Origin of the sequence: Acinetobacter silvestris, assembly GCF_002135235.1 — a bacterium.
Lineage (GTDB): Bacteria > Pseudomonadota > Gammaproteobacteria > Pseudomonadales > Moraxellaceae > Acinetobacter > Acinetobacter silvestris.
The window spans coordinates 71219-94937 of record NZ_NEGB01000005.1 but is presented as its reverse complement, the minus strand read 5'-3'; the positions used below and the strand labels follow the sequence as shown (position 1 = coordinate 94937).

Here is a 23719-nt window from a genome sequence, read left to right as displayed (position 1 = left end):
TGTTTTTTCTTTGAAATTTCTAATTTAGCTAAAGCATCAAATATTAATTGATTAAAATCATCTTCAGATATCTTAATTAAAGATTGTTCAAAGTGTTTGAATGTTGATTGTATATCTTTTAATGGTCATTAAATACAAGATTTGAGTTTGGTAAAGTTTAGTGTATAGATGAGCAGGTGAAAAGGTAGTATTTAAAAAAAAGCCCCTAGGGAGAGGGCTTTTTAGTATAAGGCCCATTATGTTAAATGAGCACATATGAATGTTAAATAGTACTTATATTAAAAACGATAGCCCACACCTACATAAGTTACTAATGGGTCTAGATCAATTTTCGTGTTGGACTTAATTAGTTCTCTACCTGTAGAGGTATCAGTTACAGTAACCGTTGCAACATTATTGAAGTTTGGCATATAGCTGAGTGAACCAGTACTGAACCAACGGTCGGTAAAGTCATAGGTAAAGCCTGCAGTAAAGACAGGTGCAAAAGCATCGCTGGTTTCAACCTTCACTTTAGGTGTAGCTGTCGAGCTACCTTTACCACCATGCAGAGCCTCTCCTGCACGACCACTTAAAATATTATCAATCATATAACCGGCTTGAATTAAGTCTTCTTCTACACCACCATTAAGTTTTAATTTATTGAAATGACCATATGTAACACCTGCACCAACAAATGGACGGAAGCGATCCTTACCTGATGTGCCAAAATGGTATTTAGCGGTAACAGCAGGAGTCCAAGCTGTGACTTCAGCAACCGTACCATGAGCACCAAGATCGGTAATTAAGGTATCTTTAAGCAGTTGTAAACCATTAAAATAAGTCGGTGGTGTTCCAAGTGGTGGAGGTGAATTAGAGGTGGATAAAGCAACAGCACGAATTTCTCCCACACCTTTAATATCAACTTTAGGTGGAATACCACCGACCAACTCTAAGGAAACATTATCATTCACGAAATAGCTTAAAGTCAGTCCCAGTGTATCGGTATTTTCAGCTTCCATACCACCCGTAGCAGTATAATCTGAAATTCCTGAAATATCAGATCTTGCACCATTCATTAAACTGTTAGGTACTTTATATTCAGGATCTTTTTGACTGTGTTTGACAAAACTGTCAAACATCAATTTGCCCATACCAGTTAGTTTATCTCTGTTGGTTGCATATTTATCAAGATCTGCCCCCCACAATGACCCAACACCATAACTACCGCCTTCTTCGACAGCAGTTGTTACATGAGTGGAATTGGCTTTTCCTTGTGGCATTACATGCATCCAACCCGCACTGACTGCCCAGCGTTTATAATTTGAAGAATCCGCGTACGCTAAATTTGTAGATAATAGACATGCTATTGGCAATACAATTTTAGAAAATTGACTCATGACTAACTTCCTTAAAGTTCAATATTTTTTTTATAGTTTCAGCGGATCCTTTCTGAAACATAGCACACATTATTAGAGTGAATACTCTATTGGTCAACCAATAAACAGGTTTAAAAGTGATATTTTATGCAAATTTATATGATTTTTTGGCGCAAAATGATAAGCGATTATGGAGGTATTATGGTATTTCGATATTGTTTTTTTATAGCTTTACATAATGGTGCACGTAATTTCTAATGTATGAAAACCTGTATTTTATTTCGATTCATTTGGTGGAATAGTGTTTCTTGGAAGAATATAAAATAAGGCCTAATAGTGTGGTTTTTATGATGCATATTTAACTTATAGGGGCTTTGTTGCACAAACCTACCATTGAAGGCTTATTCATAATGAGGCTCGAGCAGTTCAGTGTTTGATTTTAGATGTCAAAGGGCAGTCAGAAGTACTAGATGACTGGGGGGATGCAATCATTAGCCGTTACTTTTATGGCTGTTCATGGTTGGAGATGGTAAGAGAAGATCGTACTCAAATGATGCACGATCTGATGTGAAGTGTGGATTGGCTGTTTTGCATAGTCGGTATGGGTTTATTGGATATTAAAAAAGCACCAATATTGGTGCTTTAATTTAAAACTTAGTTTGGAAGCTTTAGTGAATCTAAAAGAGATTTCCTTTCATTTGGATTCGTTTCTATCTCATATAAGGTTTGATACATTTGCTTATCACTTTCATGCTTCTGATCTTTAATAATTTGTTTAAGTTTACCAATATATTCCTCATGACCAGCTTGGTACATATTTGAGTAATAGTTCCATAAGGTAAAAGTATACTTTGGATTGTTGGATTTTAGTTTTTCAACATCTATTTTGTATAATGCAGAAGCAAGTTCATAGCATTTCTTGATTTGAGGTTTATCTTTATTCAATGTTTCCATTAATAGGCATTGAAAATTTTGCATATTAGGTTTTTTTTCTGTTGCTAAGATTTTTTCTGTCAAATTATAAGCTTGATCGAATTCCTCTAAACGTAAGTAAGTATTTAATAAAATGCTATTACGCTCTTTGGCGCTATTAATTTTATTTAATTGAGGAAGAATGCTTTTAAGTTTTGATTTAGTGACATCATCGTTTTCAAAATTGTGTGCATTCTGAATAATAGAGTTATATTCATTAATAATTTTTAGGCTTTCTGGACTCAAAACTTCTTTAGAATGAATGCTTGAGTCTGGTATAGAGATATTTTCTGAACTATTACAAGCCGTCAGTGGAGCCACTGCAATGATAAATGGCAATATTAAATTTTTCATAACTCTACTCATTTTGCATATGAATTTAATGTGAATTTATATTTTTTATACGGAGGTAAAGGGGATACAGCACCTACGCTATCACTTGGTTGAGCTGTATATCCAAGTTCAAGAGATACTTCCACAATTTGTATGTTGGGATCTGGAAGGATAATGTTGCAGCTGCCTAAAGGAATTCGTCCTTTGTCTGTATTCCAAATTCCTGAACCAACTTTAAGTTTCGTGGTGCCAAAGTTTTCTCCTTCTCTGGTTATTGTAGCTTTGCCATATGGGAAAATTTTAGCACTATGAATTATCGGATTAGGGTCCATGGTTACACTTAAAAAAAGATTTTTACCTGTAAGTACATAGTTTAAGAAGTAACTCACAGCTCCTGACAATCCCTGTACACCTTCATCAAATGGCATAATTATAGCTTTATGACTAATAAAGACGTCTGTTGTATGCCTTTCGACATAGTAAATTTTAGTCTTATCTTTTTTCTCACTAAAATTATTATTTAGATTTGAGTTTGAAATTGAAGATTGTGATGAGCTTACGGAGCTATCAGAGCCATTAGAAGATCCTCGATCCTTTACAACTAAATTTTGGCTTTGAATAAAAGTTGCACCGCAAGTAGTTTTATCACCAGCAACAATCATGGCTTTACCATTGATTGTGACTAAATGATTGCTTGCAATAGCTGATGTAATAATTTTGCATTTAGGGCAGAAGTGTTGCATTCCATTTAAATGAGCGGCTTTACCTTGAACTATAAAAGATGAATCAACTTCTAAAACTGTGCCGCCATGAGTTGTCTTATCTCCGATTGTAATTGTCGCTTGCATTGTTATATCTCTAGTATGTTTAAACCGATTGTTATGATTAATGTTATAGAGTGATTCTAAATATTATAATGAGACAATTTAATAGATAATTTCTTAAAAGCAATATTTTATTCTTTAAAAGTCTCATTTAAAGCCTGTTGTACAGCATCTACACGTGTTTTACAGGCTTTGTATGCAGACATAGACTCTTCGACAATTTTCATCAAATTATCAATATCAGGTTCTTCTTGTGATTCAAGCAAGCCAGCATTCTTCTTAAGAACTTCATAACCTTCTTTAAATGTTAATTCTTTTTTAGTCATTACTTTGTACCTGTATCACATTGGCTTCGATAGTTCCATCCAGTAATTCTACTTGGATGCTATCACCTGAAATCTGTTTAACTGAGCGAATAGCTTTGCCTTGACTTCGAATAATACCGAAACCTTTGGCCATCACATTTTTTGGATTTTGTAGAAGAGTTTCACGCATCAATGATTCAACTTGATTAGATGCTAATTTTATCTGTTGTTGAGCTAAATATTGAGTTGTACCTTTCATTAAATCCAAGGTTTTATTTGATTCATGGATTTGACCATGAGTGAGTGTTTTAATCAGTTTGATGTTTTATTTTGGCTTTGATACGCCGTAATCTGGTGTTGAAATAAGAGCTTTATCGTTTGTAGTGATTCCAGTACTTCCTGAGTTCGTTTAACAATCAAATTACGAATACCACTAATCACTTTACTTGGGGTGTCGAAAGAACGGTTGGCCACTTCATCTAAAATCGTACGGTCTTTTTCATGGCCAATGCCGACCCAAATAGGAACAGAGCGTTTACAGAGTAGGGCTGCTAAATTGTAGTCGTTTAAATAAGCTAAATCATTCACAGCTCCACCGCCACGAATAATAACGATTAGATCCGGTGCAGTTTTAAAATTAGAAGCTCTTTTGGTAGCATTGAATCTAGTGCGATTCAACTATGATGGGATATTGCAACTGATACGCTTATAGCTAAGAAATGGAATGATAAACTAACAGCACTGCAAAAATACCGTTATGTATTGGTCGCTTCTATTCGTGATAGGGGTAATTACTGGGGTGAATCCAATCAGGGACGTATCTCATTAGATATTGGTGCACCTTATGCTATTGATGGTGTCATTTATGATATTAAAAATGGCGGTTCTTCTGATGGTGGTGTTGCACAAAATCGTTTAGACGATACGGTAAAAGCAATTGCTCATCGTGGATATTCTATCGAAGCCCCTGAAAACACACTTCTTGCTTATACATTAGCCAAGAAAAAAGGCTATTCATACGCTGAAACAGACATTAATTTCACCAGTGATGAAATCCCTATTTTACTTCATGACGATACTATTAATCGTACAAGTAATGGTACGGGTAATATTACTCAAATGACCTTTAGCCAAGCTCGCCAATATGATTTTGGAGCTTGGAAAGGCAGTCAATATGCAGGAACAAAAATTCCATCTTATGAAGAGTTTTTGAGTTTATGTCATCGTATTGGAATGCATCCTTACATTGAATTAAAGCAAGGTATGCCAATCACGGTAGCAAGAGCCACTAAATTAGCAGAAATGGTTAGACATGCAGGACTTAAAGGAAAAGTTACTTATATTAGCTTTAATTATGATGCTTTAGTCATGATTAAGAGTTATGACCCTTATGCGAGATTAGGCTATTTAGCAGATGTAACACCCGACATGATTGATAAAACAAATTTATTAAAAACAGGAACGAATCAAGTGTTCATTGATTCTCAATACTCTTCTGTAAATAAGGATCGATGTAATTATGCCTTTGATCAAGAAATACCTGTAGAAATCTGGACAATGAATGATCAAAACTTAGTGAAACAATATGTAGATTTAGCTGTTTCTGGTGTAACTACTGACACACTTAATATCAGGAAAATCCTCAACGCTGCGGAAGGAATTTGAGTTAAACTTCTCGCATATTTTACTTAAAATTAGATATATGCGAGATACCTATTTAGATACATCAAAAGGAATTTTAATTTTTTTGGTTGTTTTTGGGCACTTCTTAGAAAGAATAATTGGGTGGGATAATGAAACTAATAGAATTTTATTGAGCACTATATATTTTGTACATATGCCAGCTTTTATTTTTATATCAGGAGTGTTCTTTAAGCATAAAGATATTTTCCAAAAAGTTGTCTATTTTTTATCATTGTTAATACCATTTCAAATTGCGTATGTATTATTTGATTCAATTATTAACCATCAAATTTCATTTGCATGGTTAATAAAACCCTATTGGATTTTGTGGTATTTAGTGGGAATGGTAGTTTGGACAATTCTTACACCACTTTTAAAAAAAATTGGCTATCCAGTTCTAATATCAATAGTTTTATCTATGTTAATAGGGCTGTCGCCGATTGATAACTATTTGTTTTCAGTGGGGCGAGTTTTTGTATTTTTGCCTTTTTTTGTAATTGGAAGTGTGTATGGTAAGCAAATAATTGAGGTATTAAAGACCAATAGGGTTTATGCATTTTTGGGTTTTTTGTTTCTAATTTTCATAGTATTTATTGTCAAATTTAGTGATATAGAGAGCAGTTGGCTTTTTGGGAGTTTGAGTTATAAACAATCAGATGTAGGAATGTTTGAAGGTTTATTGACGCGCCTTTTAGTATTTGTAATTTCTAGTTTGGGTGTTTTATCAATATTAGCAATAACTCAAATTTTTAAAACTAAATTTGTGAGCTTAGGGCAACATACATTGCCAATTTATTTGTTACACGGTTTTATAGTTATTGTCTTATCTCACTTTTTTAAATACCAAGATAGTTTTGCTTTAGGGTTAATGATGAGTGTTTTCTTGTCTGTAAATACTTGTTTAATTTTAAGATTTGATGTGTTTGAAAAATCGATTAAATCAATGTCATCTCTATTGATGAAATCTATAAAACTCTAGAACATACTTTCATTGAGCACCCAGTAGGGTGCTTTTTTATTGCCAAAAATAAGGGGGCGAAATGTCTGAAACCGCAGTCAGTGCAGTGGAAGAAACAACATCAGCGGTAGTAGGAAAGTTTGCAACAGCAACCACGGCAACAGGTGTAGGGGTGATGATTACAGGCTGGGCAGCAGCAATCGATTGGGGCTTTTGGATTGGTGTCGGGATTGGTTTAGTTGGTCTATTGATTAGCCTCTATAACTACATCACCAATCTTAAATTTCAGCGCAAAAAAGATAAGCGCGAAGAAGAAATTCACGAACTTACTAAAAAACAATTACAGGGGCTATCTGATGTCAGCAAAGAGTAAAGTTCTCGTTTCAACCATAACAGCATCAGTTTTATTTTTCACAGGGGTGAAGGTGAAAGAGGGATATACCGCATATCCCGTTATTCCTGTTGTATCTAAACGTGAAGTGGTATTTAAAAAAACTTTAACTGGAGTGAAATTATCCCAAACTGAATATGACAGCTATTTAGATTTTTCATATCAATTTGGCACTCCCGCTTGATCTACCTCTTCAATGCTGCGTAACTTAAAACAGGGCAATTACAAACAAGCCTGTGATGCATTGCTGAAATGGAAATACGTTGCAAAGCGGGATTGTTCCATCCGATCCAATGGTTGTTATGGGGTATGGACCAGACAGGTTGAACGACATTCCAAATGTATAGGGGAAAATTGATGCCAATCATTCAAATCTTATGGAAATTTAAAACTTGGATCGCAATAGCGGTCTTTTTTATTTTATGGCTGTCGCAAATTGCATACACCAACCATTTAAGCGGAAAGCTCAAAGCAGCGGATGCCAAGTGCAAAGCCACCATTCAAGCAATGGAACAAAAGCAATTAAAAGCTTTAGCCGTCAAACAAAATGAAATCAACCAAGTGAGTGCAGACTATGAGCAAGTCAAATCAGAACAACGAGTCAAAGTCGAAACAGTTACACGTGAAGTGCAAAAGATCATTGAGTGTCCTGTGTATCTCAACCATTGTTTTGATGATGATGGGGTGCAGCAGCTCAACTCACTTATCGCCAGTGATTCCAGCTAATTTAATGCAACCTTGTCCTGATCTTCAAATACTGGAATCAGGACAGGGTAGGTCAGTTTTGCCTTGGGCAGTGGATACTGTGGCTAAATATAATGAATGTTCGGCTCAAATTGATGCATGGATAGAGATTGGAAAAGCCCTCAAGTGAGGGCATGTAAACCCCAAATAGAAATATCCGGTTTCTCCAAAGTAAAAATGTCTGGTCTATGATGGTTTTTATCATCATAGGTTTGGTGGCATGGATACTCAGATTTAACTTGGTATCATCAATGATTTAGATAGGTTTTCTGCAAAAAGATTAAAAAATTATATATCAAGTATGGATAAATTATAAAAAATGAATATAATGCCCAGCTTCTGCAAATATTGTCTCTTTATTTTTTGGTAATGAGACTTGCGTCGCTTTTATGGGGTTGGTGTGAATAAAATTTATAAAGTGATTTGGAACGCTTCAGTGGGTGCATGGGTTGCCGTTTCTGAGCTAGCAATGGCGAAAGGACCTTCTTCATCTCGTAGCAAAGCGGTTTTAAACTCTAGTACTGAATTAACAATAGTAAAAACAAAGAAAACTATTAATTTAAGTCTATTAGCCTCAGCTTTACTTTCACTTTCACCCCAGTTATATGCGGTAAATGTTGGAAGTGGTAATGATGGAGCTATTGCAATTTCAGATCCAAATTGTGGTTCTGCCAATACCAACTTACCGAACTCAATTGCAATAGGTTGTTCTGCCAGCGTCTCAGGCGGAACAGGAATTGTTGGTGGGATTGCCTTAGGGGATAACGCACGTGTAATTAATGATGGTATTGCAATTGGTCGTAATGCAAATGCAAATAGTGGGGATGATAAAGGTGGGGTTGCCATTGGTAATGATTCTTGGGCATGGGCGCATAGTGTTGCTATTGGTACAGGGGCTATTGCTGATCAAGCACAAACGAATGTAGAAAATGCATCGGTTGCGATTGGTGCTAAAGCTAATTCAGGAAATTCTGACGGTGGTGTTGCAATCGGTATTGCTTCTAAAATTGGTGATAATACTGCAGATACTGTAGCGATTGGTCGTAGAGCATCTGTTGAAGGTGGTGCTGAAAAAAGTTTAGCCTTGGGGTCAAATTCTTTGATTTCTGCCAATGCAAAAGAATCAACAGCTTTAGGCTTTGGTTCAAGAGTAGAACAAAGTAATGGTATTGCCATTGGTAATTCCTCTAAAGTAACAAAAATTAATGCTGTCGCAATTGGTTCAAAATCAAATACCGATACAGATGCAACAAAAGAAACAGAAACAACGATTGATGGCATAAAATTTGGATCATTTGCTGGTGCTGCTAGTCAAGCAGGTGATCAAGTTTCTTTAGGATCTGCAGGAGCTGAACGTCAACTTAAAAATGTTGCGGCTGGTAAAATTAGTGCTACAAGTACCGATGGTATTAATGGTAGCCAGCTTTATAGAACCAATGTGGTGTTGGGTAATATCGCAAATAGCGCTGCAAATATTATTGGTGGGGGTGTTACAGTAGGTGATAATGGCAAGCTAACAGGGCCATTTAATGTTGCTGGTAATGACTATACTTCTATCGCAGAAGCAATTGAAAAAAATGCTGGATCTGGTACAAAAACTACCGTTGTGGAAGGCGACAACATTACGGTACAGATGTAACTAATCTTGATGGTAGCAAAGAATATAAAGTTACAACTAAAAAAGACGTTAAATTCGACTCAGTCACGCTTGGCGATACCCTAATTAATCATGCTGGCTTAAGCATCAAAGATGGTCCAAGCATTTCAGCATTAGGCATTGATGCGGGTAAAAAGAAAATTACCAATGTTGCAAATGGCGATATTAACAGTACATCACAAGATGCAGTGAATGGTAGCCAGCTTCATAATACTACAAATAGCATTAAAAACAGTATTGGTGGTAATACGTCACTAAATACTGATGGAGGTGTAACGACCTCAAATGTAGGTAATACTGGTAAGAACACTATTCATGATGCGATTGATTCAATTAATAATAAAGTAAACATTGCTAATCAAGGTTGGAATTTAACAGCAAATGGAAAAAATTCAAGCGCTGTAAAACCTGGTGATACGGTTGATTTTACAAATACTGATGGCAACATCCAAGTGAGTAAAAACGGTAATCAAATTAAGATGGATTTAGCTAAAGATCTTAATTTAGGTAAAGACGGTAGTATTCAAACTGGTGATACAATAGTCAATAATGATGGCTTAACCATCAAAGGTGGTCCAAGTGTAACCAAAGATGGTATCGATGCTGGAAGCAAAAAAATCACGAATGTAGAAGATGGTACGATAGCCAAAGGTTCAAAAGATGCTGTGAACGGTGGTCAGTTACATGATGCGATTAACAATGTAACTAAAGCTAAAACAACAGTTTCAGAAGGCGACAACATTATTGTCAGCCAGTCTACCAATCAAGATGGTAGTACTAACTATAAGGTTGCAGCCAAGAAAGATGTAAATTTCGACTCTGTAAATACCAATAAAATTACCGTTGGCGATGTTTCTATAGATAAAGACACAGGCATCAATGCTGGTCATAAGAAGGTGAATGGTGTTGCTGATGGATCTATTAGCAAAGATTCAAAAGATGCCATTAATGGATCTCAACTTCATACAAGTAATACTAATATTTATAACCACTTAGGTGGTGGTGCAAACTATGAAACCAATACCGGTCCGACTTATAACGTCGGTGGGGGGACTCATAATAATGTGGGTGATGCTTTAAGTGCATTAAATAATCGGGACAATCAACTTGACCAAAAAATCACAAATCTAGGCAATCAGCTAGAGCAAGTCTTTACTAGCACAAATCAACGTATTGATAGTGTGGAAAAACGTGCAAATGCTGGTATTGCTGCTGCTATGGCATTAGAAACAGCTCCTTATGTAGCAGGTAAATGGACTTATGCAGCAGCTGCGGCTCATCATAGTGGTGAAAATGCTGTAGGTGTGACTTTAAGAAAAACTGCTGATAATGGGCGTTGGTCATTAACAGGTGGTATTGCTGCTGCTTCTGAAGGCGATCCAAGTTTTCGTATCGGTGTCAGCGGTGTAATTGATTAATACACAATCGATGAAAACTAAGAAAGACTGTCTGCAGTCTTCCTTATATATTTAACTTTAGAGATTCAATGATTTATGAAAAAAATTGTTAAAAGCATCATCGGTGGTGTATTGCTTGTAACTACAATGTCAATTTATGCTGAGATTGAACCAGTACAAACCCAGCAAGAAGTGATATTTCCAAAAATTGAAAATAGTTATTTGAAACAAGTCCAACGCTATGAGTATGCAGATGTAGCACGTTTAAGTACTGATTTGACCAAAGATCAATTCCATCATATTTTAGGAAACCCACATTTTAGTGAAGGTATTTTCTTTGTTAAAACATGGAATTATGTTTTAGATATCCGCAAGCCGAACACACAAGATTATAAGCGCTGCCAATTGCGTATCGATTTTGACAAAAAAGGCTTATCTGAACGTTTAAGCTGGAAAGGTGAAGCATGTGAAGAGCTTATGTTGCGTTCTGAAAATATAGTACCTGTTCCTGAGACTCAAATTGTTGATGAGACAGTTTCACAGCGAAATGCTAATGTCCTTTTTAACTTTGATCGTTTTGATGAGCAGGCCATTCTTGAAGGTCCTCAAATTCTGGATGGTATAGTTACAAATATCAAAGCTACGGCATCTCAAAATCCTGTGGTAATTACAGGTTTTACTGACCGTTTAGGTAATGTCGGCTATAACCAGAAACTATCACAAAAACGTGCCTCGACGGTTGCTGATTATTTAGTTAGATCAGGTCTATCATCTGAGCGTATTCGTATCGAAGCAAAAGGCGTAACTGAAGAATATCAAAGTTGTGCAGTATCTGCACAGGTTGAAATTGTGCCATGCTTAACACCAAATCGACGGGTGAATATTAGTTGGTAAGCCTTATATAGGACCAGATTTTAATTGAAGAATAGCTATGTTATTAAATTCGTTAATTAAAACAAAAAATTACCCCATCTTGTGATGGGGTGATTTTTTGAAACTATCCGAAGTTAATAATATCTAGAATCAACATAATACACCTTATGTGAAATACTTGAATTACCTACTTCTATATCAATGTGATGTGTGGGTGAAGGCTGGTGGTAAGACGATGCAGGGTTTGGTGAATCGTCGTAAAGTTGAAAAAGAGTTGTTTGGAAAATCCCTTTAGGGGGCTTTCTCGTATAAGAAATTTCATGAATAACGTAATAGCGGACTTAATCCGTAGAGCCAATATAATAAACTGTGAGAAAACACTGATTTTATGGAGTTTTAACTTTCGTGTAATAGGCTTGCCCCTATACCTAAGAAATATCAAAAACTTTAATGAAAAAGTTTTTTTATTAAGTCTCTTCTATAGAATGAAGGGGGAATTATTAGGTGAGGCGAACTGAATTTTTAGAATTAAAACAAAAATGGAATGGACATCGGACAATTCATTGGGAATAAATTTTAAGGATAAGCAGGTGCTTTATTATAAAGTTTAAAATTTTAGATCAGGAAAATACAATGATAGGAAGTTATGGGGTAGATAAAGGCTTAGTTTCTGTTCGTAAAGCAGTTTTAAGTGCAATGATTTTGGGGAGTATGCTAGGTTTAACTGCTTGCGATAATACTAAGCATATTACTGAAACAGTAAAAGAGATTAACGCTGTGAACTCTTTTAGTAGTGGTTCTGGAAAACCACAGGCTGATGTTGGTGTTGAAAGTGGATTCTATATTGATACTGATTCTTATGTGTTGTATGGACCAAAGAAAAATGGAGTATGGCCTGAAATTGGTGTTTCTCTAGTTGGAGCAGCAGGGAGTAATGGAGTCAATGGTTACAGTATTCTCAGCGGGCAGGGAACCCCATCTGAAGAAATAGGTCGTGTTGGTGATTTTTATATTGATACGAATAGCACTATTTTGTATGGAGCTAAAACAAGCACAGGTTGGCCAAAGTCTGGTATCTCCTTAATTGGTGCTACAGGAGCAGCAGGGTCAGCAGGTGCCACAGGTCCACAAGGTATTGCAGGTTTCTCTATTATTAGTGGTCAGGGAGCACCTACTTTAAGTGATGGTAATGTAGGTGACTTGTACATTGATATAGTTAATGGACGGCTTTATTCTGCAAAAACAGTAAATGGTTGGAATTATGCTAATTTTACTTCATTAATAGGAAATACTGGTGCGGCTGGTCAGAACGGTCGGACAATTTTAAATGCTGCTCGTGCTCCATTAGCTTCCGATGGTAGTACAGGTGATTTTTACATTGATACAACAAGCAATACCTTTTATGGGCCTAAAGCGGCAGATACTTGGGGTTCGGGTATTGTATTACAAGGAGCTGCTGGTGCGACCATTTTATCTGGAGTAGGTCAACCACCATTAGTTTTAGGAAAAGTGGGAGACCTGTATATTGATACAACTGAAGGTGGGCTTTATAGTAAAACAGGTGCTAATTGGACTTCTTTAGCACTTTCGTTAAAAGGTCAAACGGGTGCTACAGGGGCAACTGGCGCGGCAGGTAATAAAATATTTTATGGCATAACAGCTCCATTATCTACAGCTGGGAATATTGGTGATTTATATATTGATACCAATGGTATGCTATATGAAAAAACAACTATATCTGTTTGGACACTGCGTATTTCGTTAAAAGGTGAAACGGGAGCAACTGGTCCTCAAGGCGAAACGGGAGCAACTGGTCCTCAAGGCGGAACGGGAGCAACTGGTCCTCAAGGTGAAACGGGAGCAACTGGTCCTCAAGGCACTGCGGGTACAATTATTCATACAGGAGCATCAGTACCAATAGATAGCTTTGGGAATAATGGTGATCTTTATATTCAGACAGGGACAGGCCTAATTTATAGTAAGTTGGGAGGAGAGTGGGGAACTGGTGTTAACATTAACAATGTGGTTTCAGGCGCTTCTTTGCAACTGTACGTAACTAAACCTACAAATCAGACACTAGGTTCGCCAGTAGTAACTTTGAATACCCCCGATAGGATTGATTTTTCTTCATCGAATGGAGCAAATGCAAATTTAACTGGTGGAAATTCTTGGAATGGGACGGTATTTACTGCAGGTTTATCTGGTCTGTATCAATTTAATGTTCAACTTATTACAGATGGTTCGGTACAGCCAATAGCAAGTGCCGCAACTCCAATGCTAGACATTGGTGACAATGGATATGATGAAAATGATATTTATGGAGTTGCTTCTGGATTAAGTAATACAGTTGCTCCAGATCCATATAGACAGAGAGGCGTTGTTAACGCAACTATATATTTGACCAAAGGAACAAAGGTTTCTGTACGAGCAGTAAGTGCTAACGCAAATTATGCAGCTATTGTAAGAAGTAATGTGTCAACGTTAACTATTGCCAAGCTTTAAAATTTAGTTTGATCTTTGACAAGAGTTTTAATAATAAAGCTCTTGTCATGCATAAGAATATATATCGTTTAGAATCTTTTATTTCTTTGAAGGGAAATTTTTTTGAAAGGAATATTAAGGTTGTGAATAGCTTGAGAGCCAAATCTAATAACAACCTGGAATGATGAACTACTTTATTAACTGTGAGTTTGATGTAAAAATAGAACCATATTTTCATTTGATTCTCAGAATTTATAATTTTAGTATCTCTAGAGTTATTATAATTCAGTATTACAGGTGGAGAGCAGATGGACACGCAATTGATGTCGAATGATTAAGTGATGCATGGCCTGAATAAAGACTACGGCGCATTCAGGCTGCACAGTTCATTCGACCAATACCAATGTGAATCTAGGTAGAGGACCTGATTATTTTTTAATTATCATTCTTCTGAAATTACAAAGTATAAAAATCATGGTCTCAAAACAATTCAAAATCATAAATGGTGTGTTTGCAGTTTTTAGCGTTTCTGTATTTTCAGTATTCAATGAAGCCTGATGAATTGGGTGGATACAAAGAGGATACCGAGCAATACTCCGGCTATCTATATGCTCAGGACAATTTAAAGTCGGCTGATCAGTGTGATGATGAAAAGGATATCCCTGAAATGAATATTGGTAATGACTTTTTAGAAGGGTGTAGGAAGTTTTTTGAGAAATAATGTTTTGGGAGTAGTTTTATACACCTTATTCCGTATAGCCAAAATATATAGCTATTAAATATCACGAAATAGTGAAATTTAGATGTATTTATAGATTAGTCTACAAAATCTAAAAAATATTTTTTTAGATTTTGTAGACTGTTGATATGCAATTGAAGCAAACTTGATGCAACCTAGTGCAACTATTTAATATTTTAAGTTATTGAAAATACAGGGATATGCAACTCGATGCAACCAATTCCAGTTCAACACAGACTAGGTGGTTTCTACTTCTTCTACTATTCAATAGTTGGAACGTTTATGCCTTATTGGAGTTTATATCTTCAAGATCAGGGCTTTAGTTTTCAAGAAATTGGTGTTTTATCTTCAATTGCGATAATAACGCGTTTTTTTGCGCCGTTTATTTGGGGGTGGGTTGCAGATAAGTCTGGTAAGCGTATGTTATTGGTACGTATTGCAACATGGATGGAAGCAACAATTTGGTTTTTGATTTTTATCATCCCTAATAATTTTCAATCAATCGCTTTATTGATGTTGATCTTTAGTTTTTTTCAGAATGCCATTTTAGCGCAATTTGAAGGCGTGACATTATTTTGGCTAGGTGAGAAAAGGGCAAAATTATATGGAAAAGTACGTAAGTGGGGATCAATTGGATTTATTTTCGGTGTTTTTAGTATAGGTGCTTTATTAGAAATTGTACCCATAACAATGCTACCCATCATGTTGTTATGTATTGCATTTACTGCATTTATTTGGTCGTTTACAGTTAAAGAACCACAGTCTGCACCTTTACCGCAAAAAAAATTAGAGCCGCTATTCCCCATATTAAAGCAACCAGTTGTGGCTGCATTTTTTGTAATTGAATTTGTAATGCTATTTGCTCAAGCACCATTTTATAGTTTTTATAGTAATTATCTAAAAAATGCAGGTTATAGCACGACTGAAATTGGTTTTTTATGGTCTGTGGGAGTTATTGCGGAAATTGTGATGTTTGCTTATGCCACATTGCTATTAAATCATTTTTCATGGCGACGATTGGTAATTTTTTGCTTATTACTCACAGGGTTGCGCTTTGTATTGGTAGGTTTATTTCCTCAATCGTTCATATTGCAATTTTTTGCACAAAGCCTGCATGCATTTAGTTTTGGTCTATTTCATATGATCGCCATGCGTATAATTTTTCAAAACTTTTCAGCTGGTCAACAAGGTCGTGGACAGGCTCTTTATAGTACGATGTGGGGCTTGGGAGTTGCATCAGGGAGTATTTTAGCGGGGCATTATTGGCAAATAATTTCGGGTGAAATGGTTTTTATTCTAGCGGGATTATCGAGTCTGTTTGGCTTATTATTTGTGTACTGGTTGCCCAATCGTATTGAAAACAAATCTCCATAAAGTTATATCATAATATTGAAAATGCGACATCTCGATGAATGTCGCATTTAGACTAAATTAAATGTGGATTTCTTGGTATTTTGGCATCCAAGGTTGAGCTTGTTCTAATTGGGCAGCGAGTTGTAATAAGATATCTTCACCTCCAAATGGTGCAATAAACTGCGAGCCTAATGGTAAATTATCTTTATTCCAGTAGAGTGGAACAGACATTGCTGGCAGGCCGGTAATGTTGGCCAGTTGTGTAAAAGGAACCCACTGCAGATTATTTTTAATGAGTTGTTCAACTAATTTACCTTTCGCGAGTAAATGGACTTTATCAACTTTTAATAAGCCTTTTAAAATGGGGATCTGCCAAGCAGGTGTTTTAACTTCACCATTTTTAGGCGCGACAGAAGCGGTGGATGGCAGGAGATATAAGTCATAATCATCAAAAAAGCGATTCATTTTGGTGACATAAACACCCCAATTATTTAAATTATGTATATAGTCTAAAGCTGTGGCTTTCGCACCTAAGCCTGCAATGGCTAAAGTATCTAATTCAAAGTCATGATCAGTCACAGCATATAATTTTTTGAACTGTTGTACCGTATAGGCGCATTGACTAAACCATGTGGTAATAAAGTCTGTAGCCAGTGCCATACCATCAATTTGAGGTTTGGCTTCAACAACCTGATGGCCTAAAGACTCTAAAAGTTTGGCAGTCTGTTGAATGGCTTGGATAGCATCTTGAGACACTTGTGTCCCAATTGGGGATTCAGTACTAAATGCAATTTTAAGCGGTTTAGGGGATTTTTTAATAAGTTCTAAGTAGCTCTGTGTTGGTGCTTGAATGTTAAATAATGAAGTGTGATCTGGGCCTTGAGTTGCATCTAGCATTGCAGCACTATCCCGCACAGATTTGGTTAAGACATGTTGCATTGCCGCACCATGCATCGCCTCACTGCTATTGGGGCCCCATGGAGTGCGGCCTCGACTTGGTTTCAAACCAAATAAGCCACAGTATGATGCAGGAATACGAATAGAACCTCCACCGTCACTCGCACCTGCGATTGGGACGATTCCTGCCGCTACAGCTGATGCTGAACCACCAGAAGAACCACCGCTATTATGTTTTAAATTCCACGGATTATGACAACTTCCCCAAGCTTCTGGTTCAGTAATGCCTTTAATTCCAAATTCAGGAGTATTGGTTAAACCAAACATAATGACCCCTGAATTTTCCCAACGGTTGACCATTTCAGAATTTTGAGTAGGCATATAGTTTAAGCGTTTAAACGTATTTGAACCAAAAGATGTCGGTACTCCCGCATATTCTTGGTGTAGATCTTTGAGTAAAAAGGGTACGCCAGCGAATGGACCTGTTAAGTTATGATGGGCACGTTGTCGAGCTTGTTCATACATTTTAATGACAATAGCATTTAATTGCGGATTAATATGTTGAGTTCTTTGTATGGCAACTTCAAGTAATTCCGATGCTTGAGCCTCTTTGTTTTGAATAAGTTTTGCTAAGCCTAAGCCATCATATTGGCTATATTCTGAAAATTTCATCGCAATCCTTGCATATTATTTTAAAGGGTTTGTAATTGAGTTTCTAAATAAAGTTGATTTCGACCTTTTTCTTTAGCTTGATACAATGTGACATCAGCCCAATATTGCAAATTCGTTGTACTATTTCAATGTGTTATTTTAATGTTCAATTTTTTAATAAAATAGAAAATTTTCATCAGCTAAAAGACCTATACATCATTCGATTTGATCTGTACTTTAACGTGATTGCTGACTTCTTGCAAAAATAAACCATCAATAGCATGATCATTAATATTTTGACAGTTTAAATTAATCATTGCGAGTGTTAATTCCCATAGCCAACATCATTTGAATAGGTTACACCTTAATTTTTTAATTCAGAAGTTGTGAGAATCATTGCTAAAAAAGCAACAATATTGATTGTTCATATATGGTTAATTTTACATGCAATATTATAAATCTGTGCTAATTTATCATGAATAAAACTTGATACTGATGAAGTATGAATAAAACAGCACTTATTGTACCTTTATTAATTTTGATATCTTGTTCGGTCTTGGCTGAAGAAACGACGACTGCCGTGAACACCAGTCATAATTTGACTCCGAATACTAATAGTCAACCAGCGAATACGATTCGTATTGACACTCGACCTGAAATATTGGGCTTATGGGGAATGAATATTCCAAACAACAAGAAATGCATAGAACTCTATAATTTTAGAGGTGCAAACGAAGTTGTTGTTAATAGTGGTGAAGAATGGTCGGTTGGTCTGTTCGATTATCAGCCATCTCCAGATAATACTATGGAAAAATTGCCAGCTTTAATTATGCAAATTAAATATGAAAACAATAAGGTCGATTGTTCGGGGCAGCAAGAAAATCAAGCTGGTGAAGTTTCACAATATTTTGTACGTTGGAAAAACAATCATACAATTAATTTTTGTACTTCAGAAAAAGAAGATAAGTGTTTCGCAACTTTACATCGTGTTTTACCTTAAGCCAATCTCGCGGTGTAAAAATAAAAAAACCTCTTAATGATAAGAGGTTTTTTTAGACATCGTTTGCCTAACCTTGAATTTGTTTCAATAAATGGTTTTCCAAATAATGGATATCCATTGCTTTTTCACAAAAGTTTTTATCTTCTAAAATCAAATCTTTATGCAGAGGGATATTGGTTTTAATTCCTGTTAAGATCATTTCATCTAAGGCTTGTTTCATACGCGCAATTGAAGTTTGACGATCTTGACCGTGTGCAATAACTTTGGCAATCATAGAGTCATAGTAAGGTGGAATACTATAACCTTGATAGATATGCGAATCTAAACGAATACCTGCGCCGCCTGGTGCATAGAAACTTTCAATTTTACCTGGTGAAGGTAAAAAATTGGTGGGATCTTCTGCATTAATACGACATTCAATCGCATGCCCTTGGACATGAATATCTTCCTGTTGTAGGTTTAAACCTAAACCAGCAGCAATACGGAGCTGTTGTTCAATAATATCAATCCCAGTGACCATTTCAGTTACAGGGTGTTCAACTTGCACACGTGTATTCATTTCAATAAAGAAGAATTCATCTTCTTCAAATAAAAACTCAAATGTACCTGCGCCACGATATTGAATCATTTTACAAGCATTCACACAGGCTTCTAAAATATCAGCACGTGCTTGTTCTGGTAAGTTCGGTGCAGGTGCTTCTTCAAGTACTTTTTGATGACGGCGTTGCAGTGAACAGTCGCGATCATATAAATGTACAGCATGACCATTACCATCAGCTAGTACTTGAACTTCTACATGGCGAGGCTTTTGTAGAAAACGTTCCATATAGACCGTATCATCACCAAACCACATTTCTGCATCACGCTGTGCCGCTTGTACAGATTCAAGTAGTGTATCTACTCGCTCTACAATGCGCATACCACGACCACCACCGCCAGAAGCAGCTTTTACAATCAATGGAAAGCCAATTTCTTTCGCTTCGGCTAGGGCATTGCTGGTAGTCACTGCATGTGCAGAGCCGGGTACAGTCGGTACACCAGCTTTACGCATTGCGAGAATTGCAGAAACTTTATTCCCCATTTGGCGAATATGTTCAGGGCGCGGACCAATGAAAATGAATCCTGAGCTTTCTACGATTTCAGCGAATTCAGCATTTTCAGAAAGAAAGCCATAACCCGGATGAATCGCATCTGCACCGGTGATTTCAGCCGCAGTAATAATCGCTGGGATATTTAAATAGCTTTCGCTACTTGCGCCCGGTCCAATACATACCGCTTCATCTACAAAGCGTAAGTGCATTAAATCTTTGTCTGCGTCGGAATAAATCCCAACGGTTTTAATCCCGAGGGTTTTGCAGGCACGCGTAATGCGTAACGCAATTTCACCTCGGTTTGCAATCAGTACTTTTTGCAACATATCAATCCCCGAGTATTACGCGCGGTAGCGGAATAATGGTTGACCGAATTGGATTACATCACCATTTTTAACTAAAATTTCTTCAACCACACCACTTTGAGTTGCTTCAATTGGGTTCATGATTTTCATGGCTTCAATAATACCGAGTGTTTCGCCAGCAGATACTGTTTGACCCACATTTACAAACGGCGCTTCACCTGGGCTAGGTGCTGAATAGAATACGCCTACCATTGGTGAAGTCTCGACAGCTCCACGTGACGCTGCTTTTACCACAGGGGCATCTGCAACTGGAGCAGCCATCTGTGCAACACCAGCAATAACAGGATTACGACGGGTTAATGCAATTGATTGATCGCCTTCTTTAACTTCAATCGCTTGAAGGTCTGACTCAATCATCAAATCGATGAGCTTTTTGATTTTGCGAATATCCATGGATACGTATTCCTAATATTATGATTGCTGATTAGATTGAAGTTTACTGATGGCGAAGTTCAGTGCATAAGAATAGCCTTGTGCGCCTAAACCACAGATGATGCCAACAGCTTTATCTGATAAATATGAGTGATGTCGGAATGCTTCACGCGCATGTACATTGGATAAATGTACTTCAATAAACGGAATTGCAACGCCCAAAAGAGCATCCCGAACTGCAACAGAGGTATGTGTCAATGCTGCAGGATTAATAATGATGAATTTCACACCATCTTGTTGTGCTTGGTGAATACGATCAACCACAGCACCTTCCCAATTACTTTGGAAAGTTTCTAATGAAATTTGAGATTGCTGAGCTTGAGCAATGAGTTGTTGGTTAATATTGTCTAGGGTGAGGTGACCATAGACCTCAGGCTCGCGCTTTCCTAGCAAATTTAAATTTGGTCCATGTATGACCAAAATGGTCGAACTCATTGAGCTTGCTCCAATTTGAAAGTTGCAATAATTTTTTGCAAGATGTCTGCAAAGTTTGCATATTATGGCATGTTTTTCTACTCAATCTTTATAATTTGTTTTTATTTGCAGTAGAAAATCGGTGCCCTTGATACGCTATATAATGTAAACTTTGCAGCGAATTAGCAATGTTAAAATATGACATTTTTTATTGTGGTTTTATTTATTTTATTGTAAACCAGATTGGCGAAAACTGTTCATTTGTTTTGTGTAACAGCACTATGCGAATCGCTAATCGTAGGAATTTCTTTCCAACAGGTGCTAAGCGAGGTGAGCGATATTGTTAAGCATTTGCTACGCAGAACTTCTAGAATAAAAAACCGATTTGAATACATCTGAAAAAAATGATCTTACATTGTATGTAATGTTCGTATGAGATGATCCCACTGTTGAATATGTGCTATGGGGTGTCAAATCATGAATTTAGGGTGTTGGGCTAAGAACTTCATTGAGATTTTTAGATACTTTATACTTTCTTTAAATAAAACATATGTTTGCTTTAATACTATTTTGTAAAATAAGAGTAAATTATCGGTTTTACATGCTATTCCAAAAGTATATGAAATCCATTTTATAGGGGGGGGCTGAGTTGTCTTTTTATAGAAATAAGCCTGTATACAGGCACAAAATTGTTGTTTGATGAGCCGACAATGTGCTTGATGTATATGAAAAATGGCAGCTTGTTTGGTTATTTCTTTATTAATGAGTGCAGAAGCAAAACTTCGTGAAGATAGTATGCGTTTGGATGGAATTGATGGGGGATTGAAGTGAATACAGGATTGACCATTTAGTTCACAGATGTTGTGTGCGATGAGTATAGAAAATTGATTCGACAAAGGCTTATTATTGGCAAAAGTTAAGCCTAAGTAGGTATAAATTTTATAAGCTTTTAATGATTGGCTGATTTTACGACCAATTTGTATGGTGGAAAGTGTTTTAAAATAAATTGAATGCTTATGAATAAATAATAATACATCAAGTTAAGACATTAACAATCCTATTGAAGATGAAACCGATTCAAAATTACCAGAATATACATTTTTCAAAAGATTCTTTTATCTGTTTTATTGTGTCTATAACGTCATCGGCTTAGAATCAGGGCTTAAACTTTTAAAGATGTTGGAATCACTCATGTTACAAGATTTTATTGAAGAACAAAAACTCCTCTGTGAAGAGTTTGATTCTAAATATATTAAAGTCAATGAAGATGATTTAGTCGCTATTGCAAAACAAACATTAAATAAAGAGCCTATTGTTGGGTTACGTAAAAAACCAGATGCAGATAATGTGGCTTGGTTTATTTATGGGGGAGAGTTAGAAGACGGATCTGACTTTTTTGATATTGTCACCGTAAAGGAACTAGAAGCAATTTTTCCAGATGCGATTGTATATTTAGCACTTGAAGAAGGTTTTCGTTTTATGATTGATGCTGATGAATATGAAGATGTGTGGAAAGCAGATGCATGCTAAAGATTAAATAAAATGGAATTTGAAAAAATATTAATTTCAAAATTTGGTCTAGGATTACTTATGATTGTCATGAGTAATCTTAGCTATGCTGAACTCGTTCAGAAATTGAGTCAAACTCAATATGATCAGCGCCTTCAACAATATACAGTGCAGATTAATGAAACGAAGAAAGTTTTAGATGATCCTAGTGCAAAGTCAGATGCAGCGACACAAAAACACGCTTTTTGTACCCGTTTAAAGGTTTATCAACAGATTGCAGATATGTCTCAAGCCAATATTAAGTTGGGCGGTGCAAATATTATGTTGATGGCAGCCAATAGTTTTTTAGAGCGACAAAAGCAAAGCTTTACTGATTCGGGAATGACAGAACAAGTATTCTGTGCTGCATCTAAGGTAGAACATTAAACTTGAAAAGACCTGTTGTCAGGAAATGACATGAAAATGGCAGGAAATGATAAAGTATTTTTACTAAAAACAGGAATAATAAGCGTGTTAAAACAAAGTGGTATTTGATTTTCCCTGATCAGATCTATTTTAATGTTTTAGTTATCAAGTTCTGCTTGATTAAATCTTAAACCCGCTGTTAAAGGCGGGTTTTTTAATATTCTAATTAAGTTTTTTGTTTATTGCGCATTACAAACTATTTTAATTTTCGTCGATGTATAGAGCCTATTGGCTTTATTATGATGATTGAGAAATAAGCCTTTAAAAAATATTCCGATATCGGTACATTAAACACATCATGTTTTTAGGTTTGGAACATTAATGAAATGGGATGAAATAGGCCATCAACCATGTTCAATCGCCCGTACTTTATCTGTCGTGGGGGATAGATGGACTATGCTTATTCTACGTAATGCTTTTCTTGGGATACGTCGTTTTGATGATTTTCAACAAAATTTAGGTGTGACACGGCATGTACTTTCTGAGCGATTAAAACGCTTGGTTGAACATGAAATTTTGGTAAAAACACCCTATATAGATCGTCAAGAACGCTTTGAATATAAACTGACTGAAAAAGGTTTAGAGCTGTATCCGATTTTACTTTCTATGGCGACATGGGCGGATACATGGATGGACGAAGGACTTGGGCAGCCTGTAAGCTATGTACATAATAGTTGTGGTCATACGTTTAAACCAACATTAAGCTGCTCAGAATGCGGAGAAAAAGTTCACGCTAAGCAAGTTAAACCACAATTAATGCCCGCCTATTTTCACTATTTAGAACGACAACAACAGGCTTAATTCTGTATTAAAGATCATTATATAAAATG

21 protein-coding genes and 5 pseudogenes are annotated in these 23719 nt (G+C 36.3%); 17 read left to right on the top strand and 9 right to left on the bottom strand.

Features of this window, described 5'->3' with window-relative positions; all coding sequences use genetic code 11:
• Window positions 1-278: 278 nt before the first annotated feature.
• The gene (locus B9T28_RS09675; RefSeq protein ID WP_086203776.1) at window positions 279-1376 is read right to left on the bottom strand and encodes an OmpW/AlkL family protein; all 1098 of its coding nucleotides are present in this window, start codon (window positions 1374-1376) and stop codon (window positions 279-281) included.
• Between the two features lie 388 nt (window positions 1377-1764).
• Between B9T28_RS09675 and B9T28_RS15045 the strand changes: the two are divergent.
• Window positions 1765-1976 (top strand): annotated as a pseudogene (locus tag B9T28_RS15045) (hypothetical protein); the annotation flags it as partial.
• Between the two features lie 33 nt (window positions 1977-2009).
• On the opposite strand, the gene B9T28_RS09665 reads toward B9T28_RS15045, so the two are convergent.
• The 4 genes and pseudogenes from B9T28_RS09665 to B9T28_RS09650 form a co-directional block, all read right to left on the bottom strand.
• The gene (locus tag B9T28_RS09665; protein ID WP_086203775.1) at window positions 2010-2681 is read right to left on the bottom strand and encodes a hypothetical protein; all 672 of its coding nucleotides are present in this window, start codon (window positions 2679-2681) and stop codon (window positions 2010-2012) included.
• Window positions 2682-2689: 8 nt separating this feature from the next.
• Complete coding sequence (locus B9T28_RS09660) at window positions 2690-3508, bottom strand: PAAR domain-containing protein (RefSeq protein ID WP_086203774.1); 819 nt, start codon at window positions 3506-3508, stop codon at window positions 2690-2692.
• A 107-nt stretch (window positions 3509-3615) separates the two neighbouring features.
• Window positions 3616-3810, bottom strand: coding sequence for an exodeoxyribonuclease VII small subunit (gene xseB, locus B9T28_RS09655; RefSeq protein WP_086203773.1), 195 nt, complete (start codon window positions 3808-3810; stop codon window positions 3616-3618).
• A pseudogene (locus tag B9T28_RS09650) lies at window positions 3803-4434 on the bottom strand (exodeoxyribonuclease VII large subunit); the annotation flags it as partial. The gene xseB and the pseudogene B9T28_RS09650, both read right to left, overlap by 8 nt.
• Window positions 4435-4551: 117 nt before the next feature.
• Here B9T28_RS09650 and B9T28_RS09645 point away from each other — a divergent pair.
• From B9T28_RS09645 to B9T28_RS09590, 12 genes and pseudogenes are all read left to right on the top strand, one after another.
• On the top strand, window positions 4552-5454 hold the full coding sequence (locus B9T28_RS09645; protein WP_171263500.1) for a glycerophosphodiester phosphodiesterase: 903 nt from the start codon (window positions 4552-4554) through the stop codon (window positions 5452-5454).
• A gap of 37 nt (window positions 5455-5491) precedes the next feature.
• Complete coding sequence (locus tag B9T28_RS09640; RefSeq protein ID WP_086203771.1) at window positions 5492-6451, top strand: acyltransferase family protein; 960 nt, start codon at window positions 5492-5494, stop codon at window positions 6449-6451.
• Between the two features lie 61 nt (window positions 6452-6512).
• Window positions 6513-6803 (top strand): hypothetical protein, encoded by a 291-nt coding sequence (locus tag B9T28_RS09635; RefSeq protein ID WP_143222611.1) that lies wholly within the window; start codon window positions 6513-6515, stop codon window positions 6801-6803.
• Window positions 6787-7179, top strand: a pseudogene (locus B9T28_RS09630) (glycoside hydrolase family protein). Before B9T28_RS09635 ends, B9T28_RS09630 begins: the two are co-directional and overlap by 17 nt.
• Window positions 7179-7547 carry a hypothetical protein gene (locus tag B9T28_RS09625; protein WP_086203770.1) on the top strand — a complete coding sequence of 123 codons (369 nt, stop codon included), beginning with the start codon at window positions 7179-7181 and terminating at the stop codon, window positions 7545-7547. The pseudogene B9T28_RS09630 and the gene B9T28_RS09625 overlap by 1 nt, the downstream one beginning before the upstream one ends.
• Before the next feature lie 418 nt (window positions 7548-7965).
• Window positions 7966-9204: an ESPR-type extended signal peptide-containing protein gene (locus B9T28_RS09615; protein WP_171263499.1), complete on the top strand. Its 1239-nt coding sequence runs from the start codon at window positions 7966-7968 to the stop codon at window positions 9202-9204.
• A gap of 44 nt (window positions 9205-9248) precedes the next feature.
• Window positions 9249-10640: pseudogene (locus B9T28_RS09610) on the top strand (YadA-like family protein); the annotation flags it as partial.
• A gap of 75 nt (window positions 10641-10715) precedes the next feature.
• A complete protein-coding gene (gene tpgA / locus B9T28_RS09605) occupies window positions 10716-11513 on the top strand; it encodes a trimeric autotransporter adhesin/peptidogylcan-associated protein TpgA (RefSeq protein WP_086203766.1) in 798 nt (265 codons plus the stop codon).
• Window positions 11514-11691: 178 nt separating this feature from the next.
• A pseudogene (locus B9T28_RS14830) lies at window positions 11692-11787 on the top strand (glycoside hydrolase family protein); the annotation flags it as partial.
• Window positions 11788-12125: 338 nt separating this feature from the next.
• The gene (locus B9T28_RS15110) at window positions 12126-13994 is read left to right on the top strand and encodes an autotransporter outer membrane beta-barrel domain-containing protein (RefSeq protein WP_086203765.1); all 1869 of its coding nucleotides are present in this window, start codon (window positions 12126-12128) and stop codon (window positions 13992-13994) included.
• Window positions 13995-14520: 526 nt separating this feature from the next.
• Window positions 14521-14694: a hypothetical protein gene (locus B9T28_RS09595; protein ID WP_252053593.1), complete on the top strand. Its 174-nt coding sequence runs from the start codon at window positions 14521-14523 to the stop codon at window positions 14692-14694.
• Window positions 14695-14922: 228 nt separating this feature from the next.
• Window positions 14923-16086, top strand: a complete 1164-nt coding sequence (locus B9T28_RS09590; RefSeq protein ID WP_086203764.1) for an MFS transporter — start codon at window positions 14923-14925, stop codon at window positions 16084-16086.
• Between the two features lie 57 nt (window positions 16087-16143).
• Here B9T28_RS09590 and B9T28_RS09585 read toward each other — a convergent pair whose 3' ends face one another.
• Window positions 16144-17634 carry an amidase gene (locus B9T28_RS09585; RefSeq protein WP_086203763.1) on the bottom strand — a complete coding sequence of 497 codons (1491 nt, stop codon included), beginning with the start codon at window positions 17632-17634 and terminating at the stop codon, window positions 16144-16146.
• Window positions 17635-18115: 481 nt separating this feature from the next.
• Here B9T28_RS09585 and B9T28_RS09580 point away from each other — a divergent pair, with 481 nt between their 5' ends.
• Window positions 18116-18613: a hypothetical protein gene (locus tag B9T28_RS09580; protein WP_086203762.1), complete on the top strand. Its 498-nt coding sequence runs from the start codon at window positions 18116-18118 to the stop codon at window positions 18611-18613.
• Window positions 18614-18680: 67 nt separating this feature from the next.
• Here B9T28_RS09580 and accC read toward each other — a convergent pair whose 3' ends face one another.
• Genes accC through aroQ form a run of 3 tightly spaced genes read right to left on the bottom strand, consistent with a single transcriptional unit; the run spans window position 18681 to window position 20936 of the window.
• Window positions 18681-20030: an acetyl-CoA carboxylase biotin carboxylase subunit gene (gene accC / locus B9T28_RS09575; protein ID WP_086203761.1), complete on the bottom strand. Its 1350-nt coding sequence runs from the start codon at window positions 20028-20030 to the stop codon at window positions 18681-18683.
• Between the two features lie 15 nt (window positions 20031-20045).
• Entirely contained in the window at window positions 20046-20462 is a 417-nt protein-coding gene (gene accB / locus B9T28_RS09570; RefSeq protein WP_086203760.1) for an acetyl-CoA carboxylase biotin carboxyl carrier protein, read from the bottom strand.
• Window positions 20463-20480: 18 nt separating this feature from the next.
• Window positions 20481-20936: a type II 3-dehydroquinate dehydratase gene (aroQ, locus tag B9T28_RS09565; RefSeq protein ID WP_086203759.1), complete on the bottom strand. Its 456-nt coding sequence runs from the start codon at window positions 20934-20936 to the stop codon at window positions 20481-20483.
• 1170 nt (window positions 20937-22106) lie between these two features.
• Between aroQ and B9T28_RS09560 the strand changes: the two genes are divergently transcribed.
• From B9T28_RS09560 to B9T28_RS09550, 3 genes are all read left to right on the top strand, one after another.
• Window positions 22107-22445 carry an immunity protein Imm33 domain-containing protein gene (locus B9T28_RS09560; RefSeq protein WP_086203758.1) on the top strand — a complete coding sequence of 113 codons (339 nt, stop codon included), beginning with the start codon at window positions 22107-22109 and terminating at the stop codon, window positions 22443-22445.
• A 12-nt stretch (window positions 22446-22457) separates the two neighbouring features.
• Entirely contained in the window at window positions 22458-22850 is a 393-nt protein-coding gene (locus B9T28_RS09555; protein ID WP_086203757.1) for a hypothetical protein, read from the top strand.
• A gap of 360 nt (window positions 22851-23210) precedes the next feature.
• A complete protein-coding gene (locus tag B9T28_RS09550) occupies window positions 23211-23690 on the top strand; it encodes a winged helix-turn-helix transcriptional regulator (RefSeq protein WP_086203756.1) in 480 nt (159 codons plus the stop codon).
• Window positions 23691-23719 lie beyond the last annotated feature (29 nt).

What these genes read in the sequence shown, in the direction of transcription:
- B9T28_RS09660 (WP_086203774.1), bottom strand. Translation starts at nt 3,508, where the DNA reads ATGCAAGCGACAATTACAATCGGAGATAAGACAACTCATGGCGGCACA.
- aroQ (WP_086203759.1), bottom strand. Translation starts at nt 20,936, where the DNA reads ATGAGTTCGACCATTTTGGTCATACATGGACCAAATTTAAATTTGCTA.
- tpgA (WP_086203766.1), top strand. Translation starts at nt 10,716, where the DNA reads ATGAAAAAAATTGTTAAAAGCATCATCGGTGGTGTATTGCTTGTAACT.
- B9T28_RS15110 (WP_086203765.1), top strand. Translation starts at nt 12,126, where the DNA reads ATGATAGGAAGTTATGGGGTAGATAAAGGCTTAGTTTCTGTTCGTAAA.
- xseB (WP_086203773.1), bottom strand. Translation starts at nt 3,810, where the DNA reads ATGACTAAAAAAGAATTAACATTTAAAGAAGGTTATGAAGTTCTTAAG.
- B9T28_RS09635 (WP_143222611.1), top strand. Translation starts at nt 6,513, where the DNA reads ATGTCTGAAACCGCAGTCAGTGCAGTGGAAGAAACAACATCAGCGGTA.
- B9T28_RS09585 (WP_086203763.1), bottom strand. Translation starts at nt 17,634, where the DNA reads ATGAAATTTTCAGAATATAGCCAATATGATGGCTTAGGCTTAGCAAAA.
- B9T28_RS09555 (WP_086203757.1), top strand. Translation starts at nt 22,458, where the DNA reads ATGGAATTTGAAAAAATATTAATTTCAAAATTTGGTCTAGGATTACTT.
- B9T28_RS09550 (WP_086203756.1), top strand. Translation starts at nt 23,211, where the DNA reads ATGAAATGGGATGAAATAGGCCATCAACCATGTTCAATCGCCCGTACT.
- B9T28_RS09665 (WP_086203775.1), bottom strand. Translation starts at nt 2,681, where the DNA reads ATGAAAAATTTAATATTGCCATTTATCATTGCAGTGGCTCCACTGACG.
- B9T28_RS09595 (WP_252053593.1), top strand. Translation starts at nt 14,521, where the DNA reads ATGAAGCCTGATGAATTGGGTGGATACAAAGAGGATACCGAGCAATAC.
- accB (WP_086203760.1), bottom strand. Translation starts at nt 20,462, where the DNA reads ATGGATATTCGCAAAATCAAAAAGCTCATCGATTTGATGATTGAGTCA.
- B9T28_RS09580 (WP_086203762.1), top strand. Translation starts at nt 18,116, where the DNA reads ATGAATAAAACAGCACTTATTGTACCTTTATTAATTTTGATATCTTGT.
- accC (WP_086203761.1), bottom strand. Translation starts at nt 20,030, where the DNA reads ATGTTGCAAAAAGTACTGATTGCAAACCGAGGTGAAATTGCGTTACGC.
- B9T28_RS09675 (WP_086203776.1), bottom strand. Translation starts at nt 1,376, where the DNA reads ATGAGTCAATTTTCTAAAATTGTATTGCCAATAGCATGTCTATTATCT.
- B9T28_RS09625 (WP_086203770.1), top strand. Translation starts at nt 7,179, where the DNA reads ATGCCAATCATTCAAATCTTATGGAAATTTAAAACTTGGATCGCAATA.
- B9T28_RS09590 (WP_086203764.1), top strand. Translation starts at nt 14,923, where the DNA reads ATGCAACCAATTCCAGTTCAACACAGACTAGGTGGTTTCTACTTCTTC.
- B9T28_RS09640 (WP_086203771.1), top strand. Translation starts at nt 5,492, where the DNA reads ATGCGAGATACCTATTTAGATACATCAAAAGGAATTTTAATTTTTTTG.
- B9T28_RS09560 (WP_086203758.1), top strand. Translation starts at nt 22,107, where the DNA reads ATGTTACAAGATTTTATTGAAGAACAAAAACTCCTCTGTGAAGAGTTT.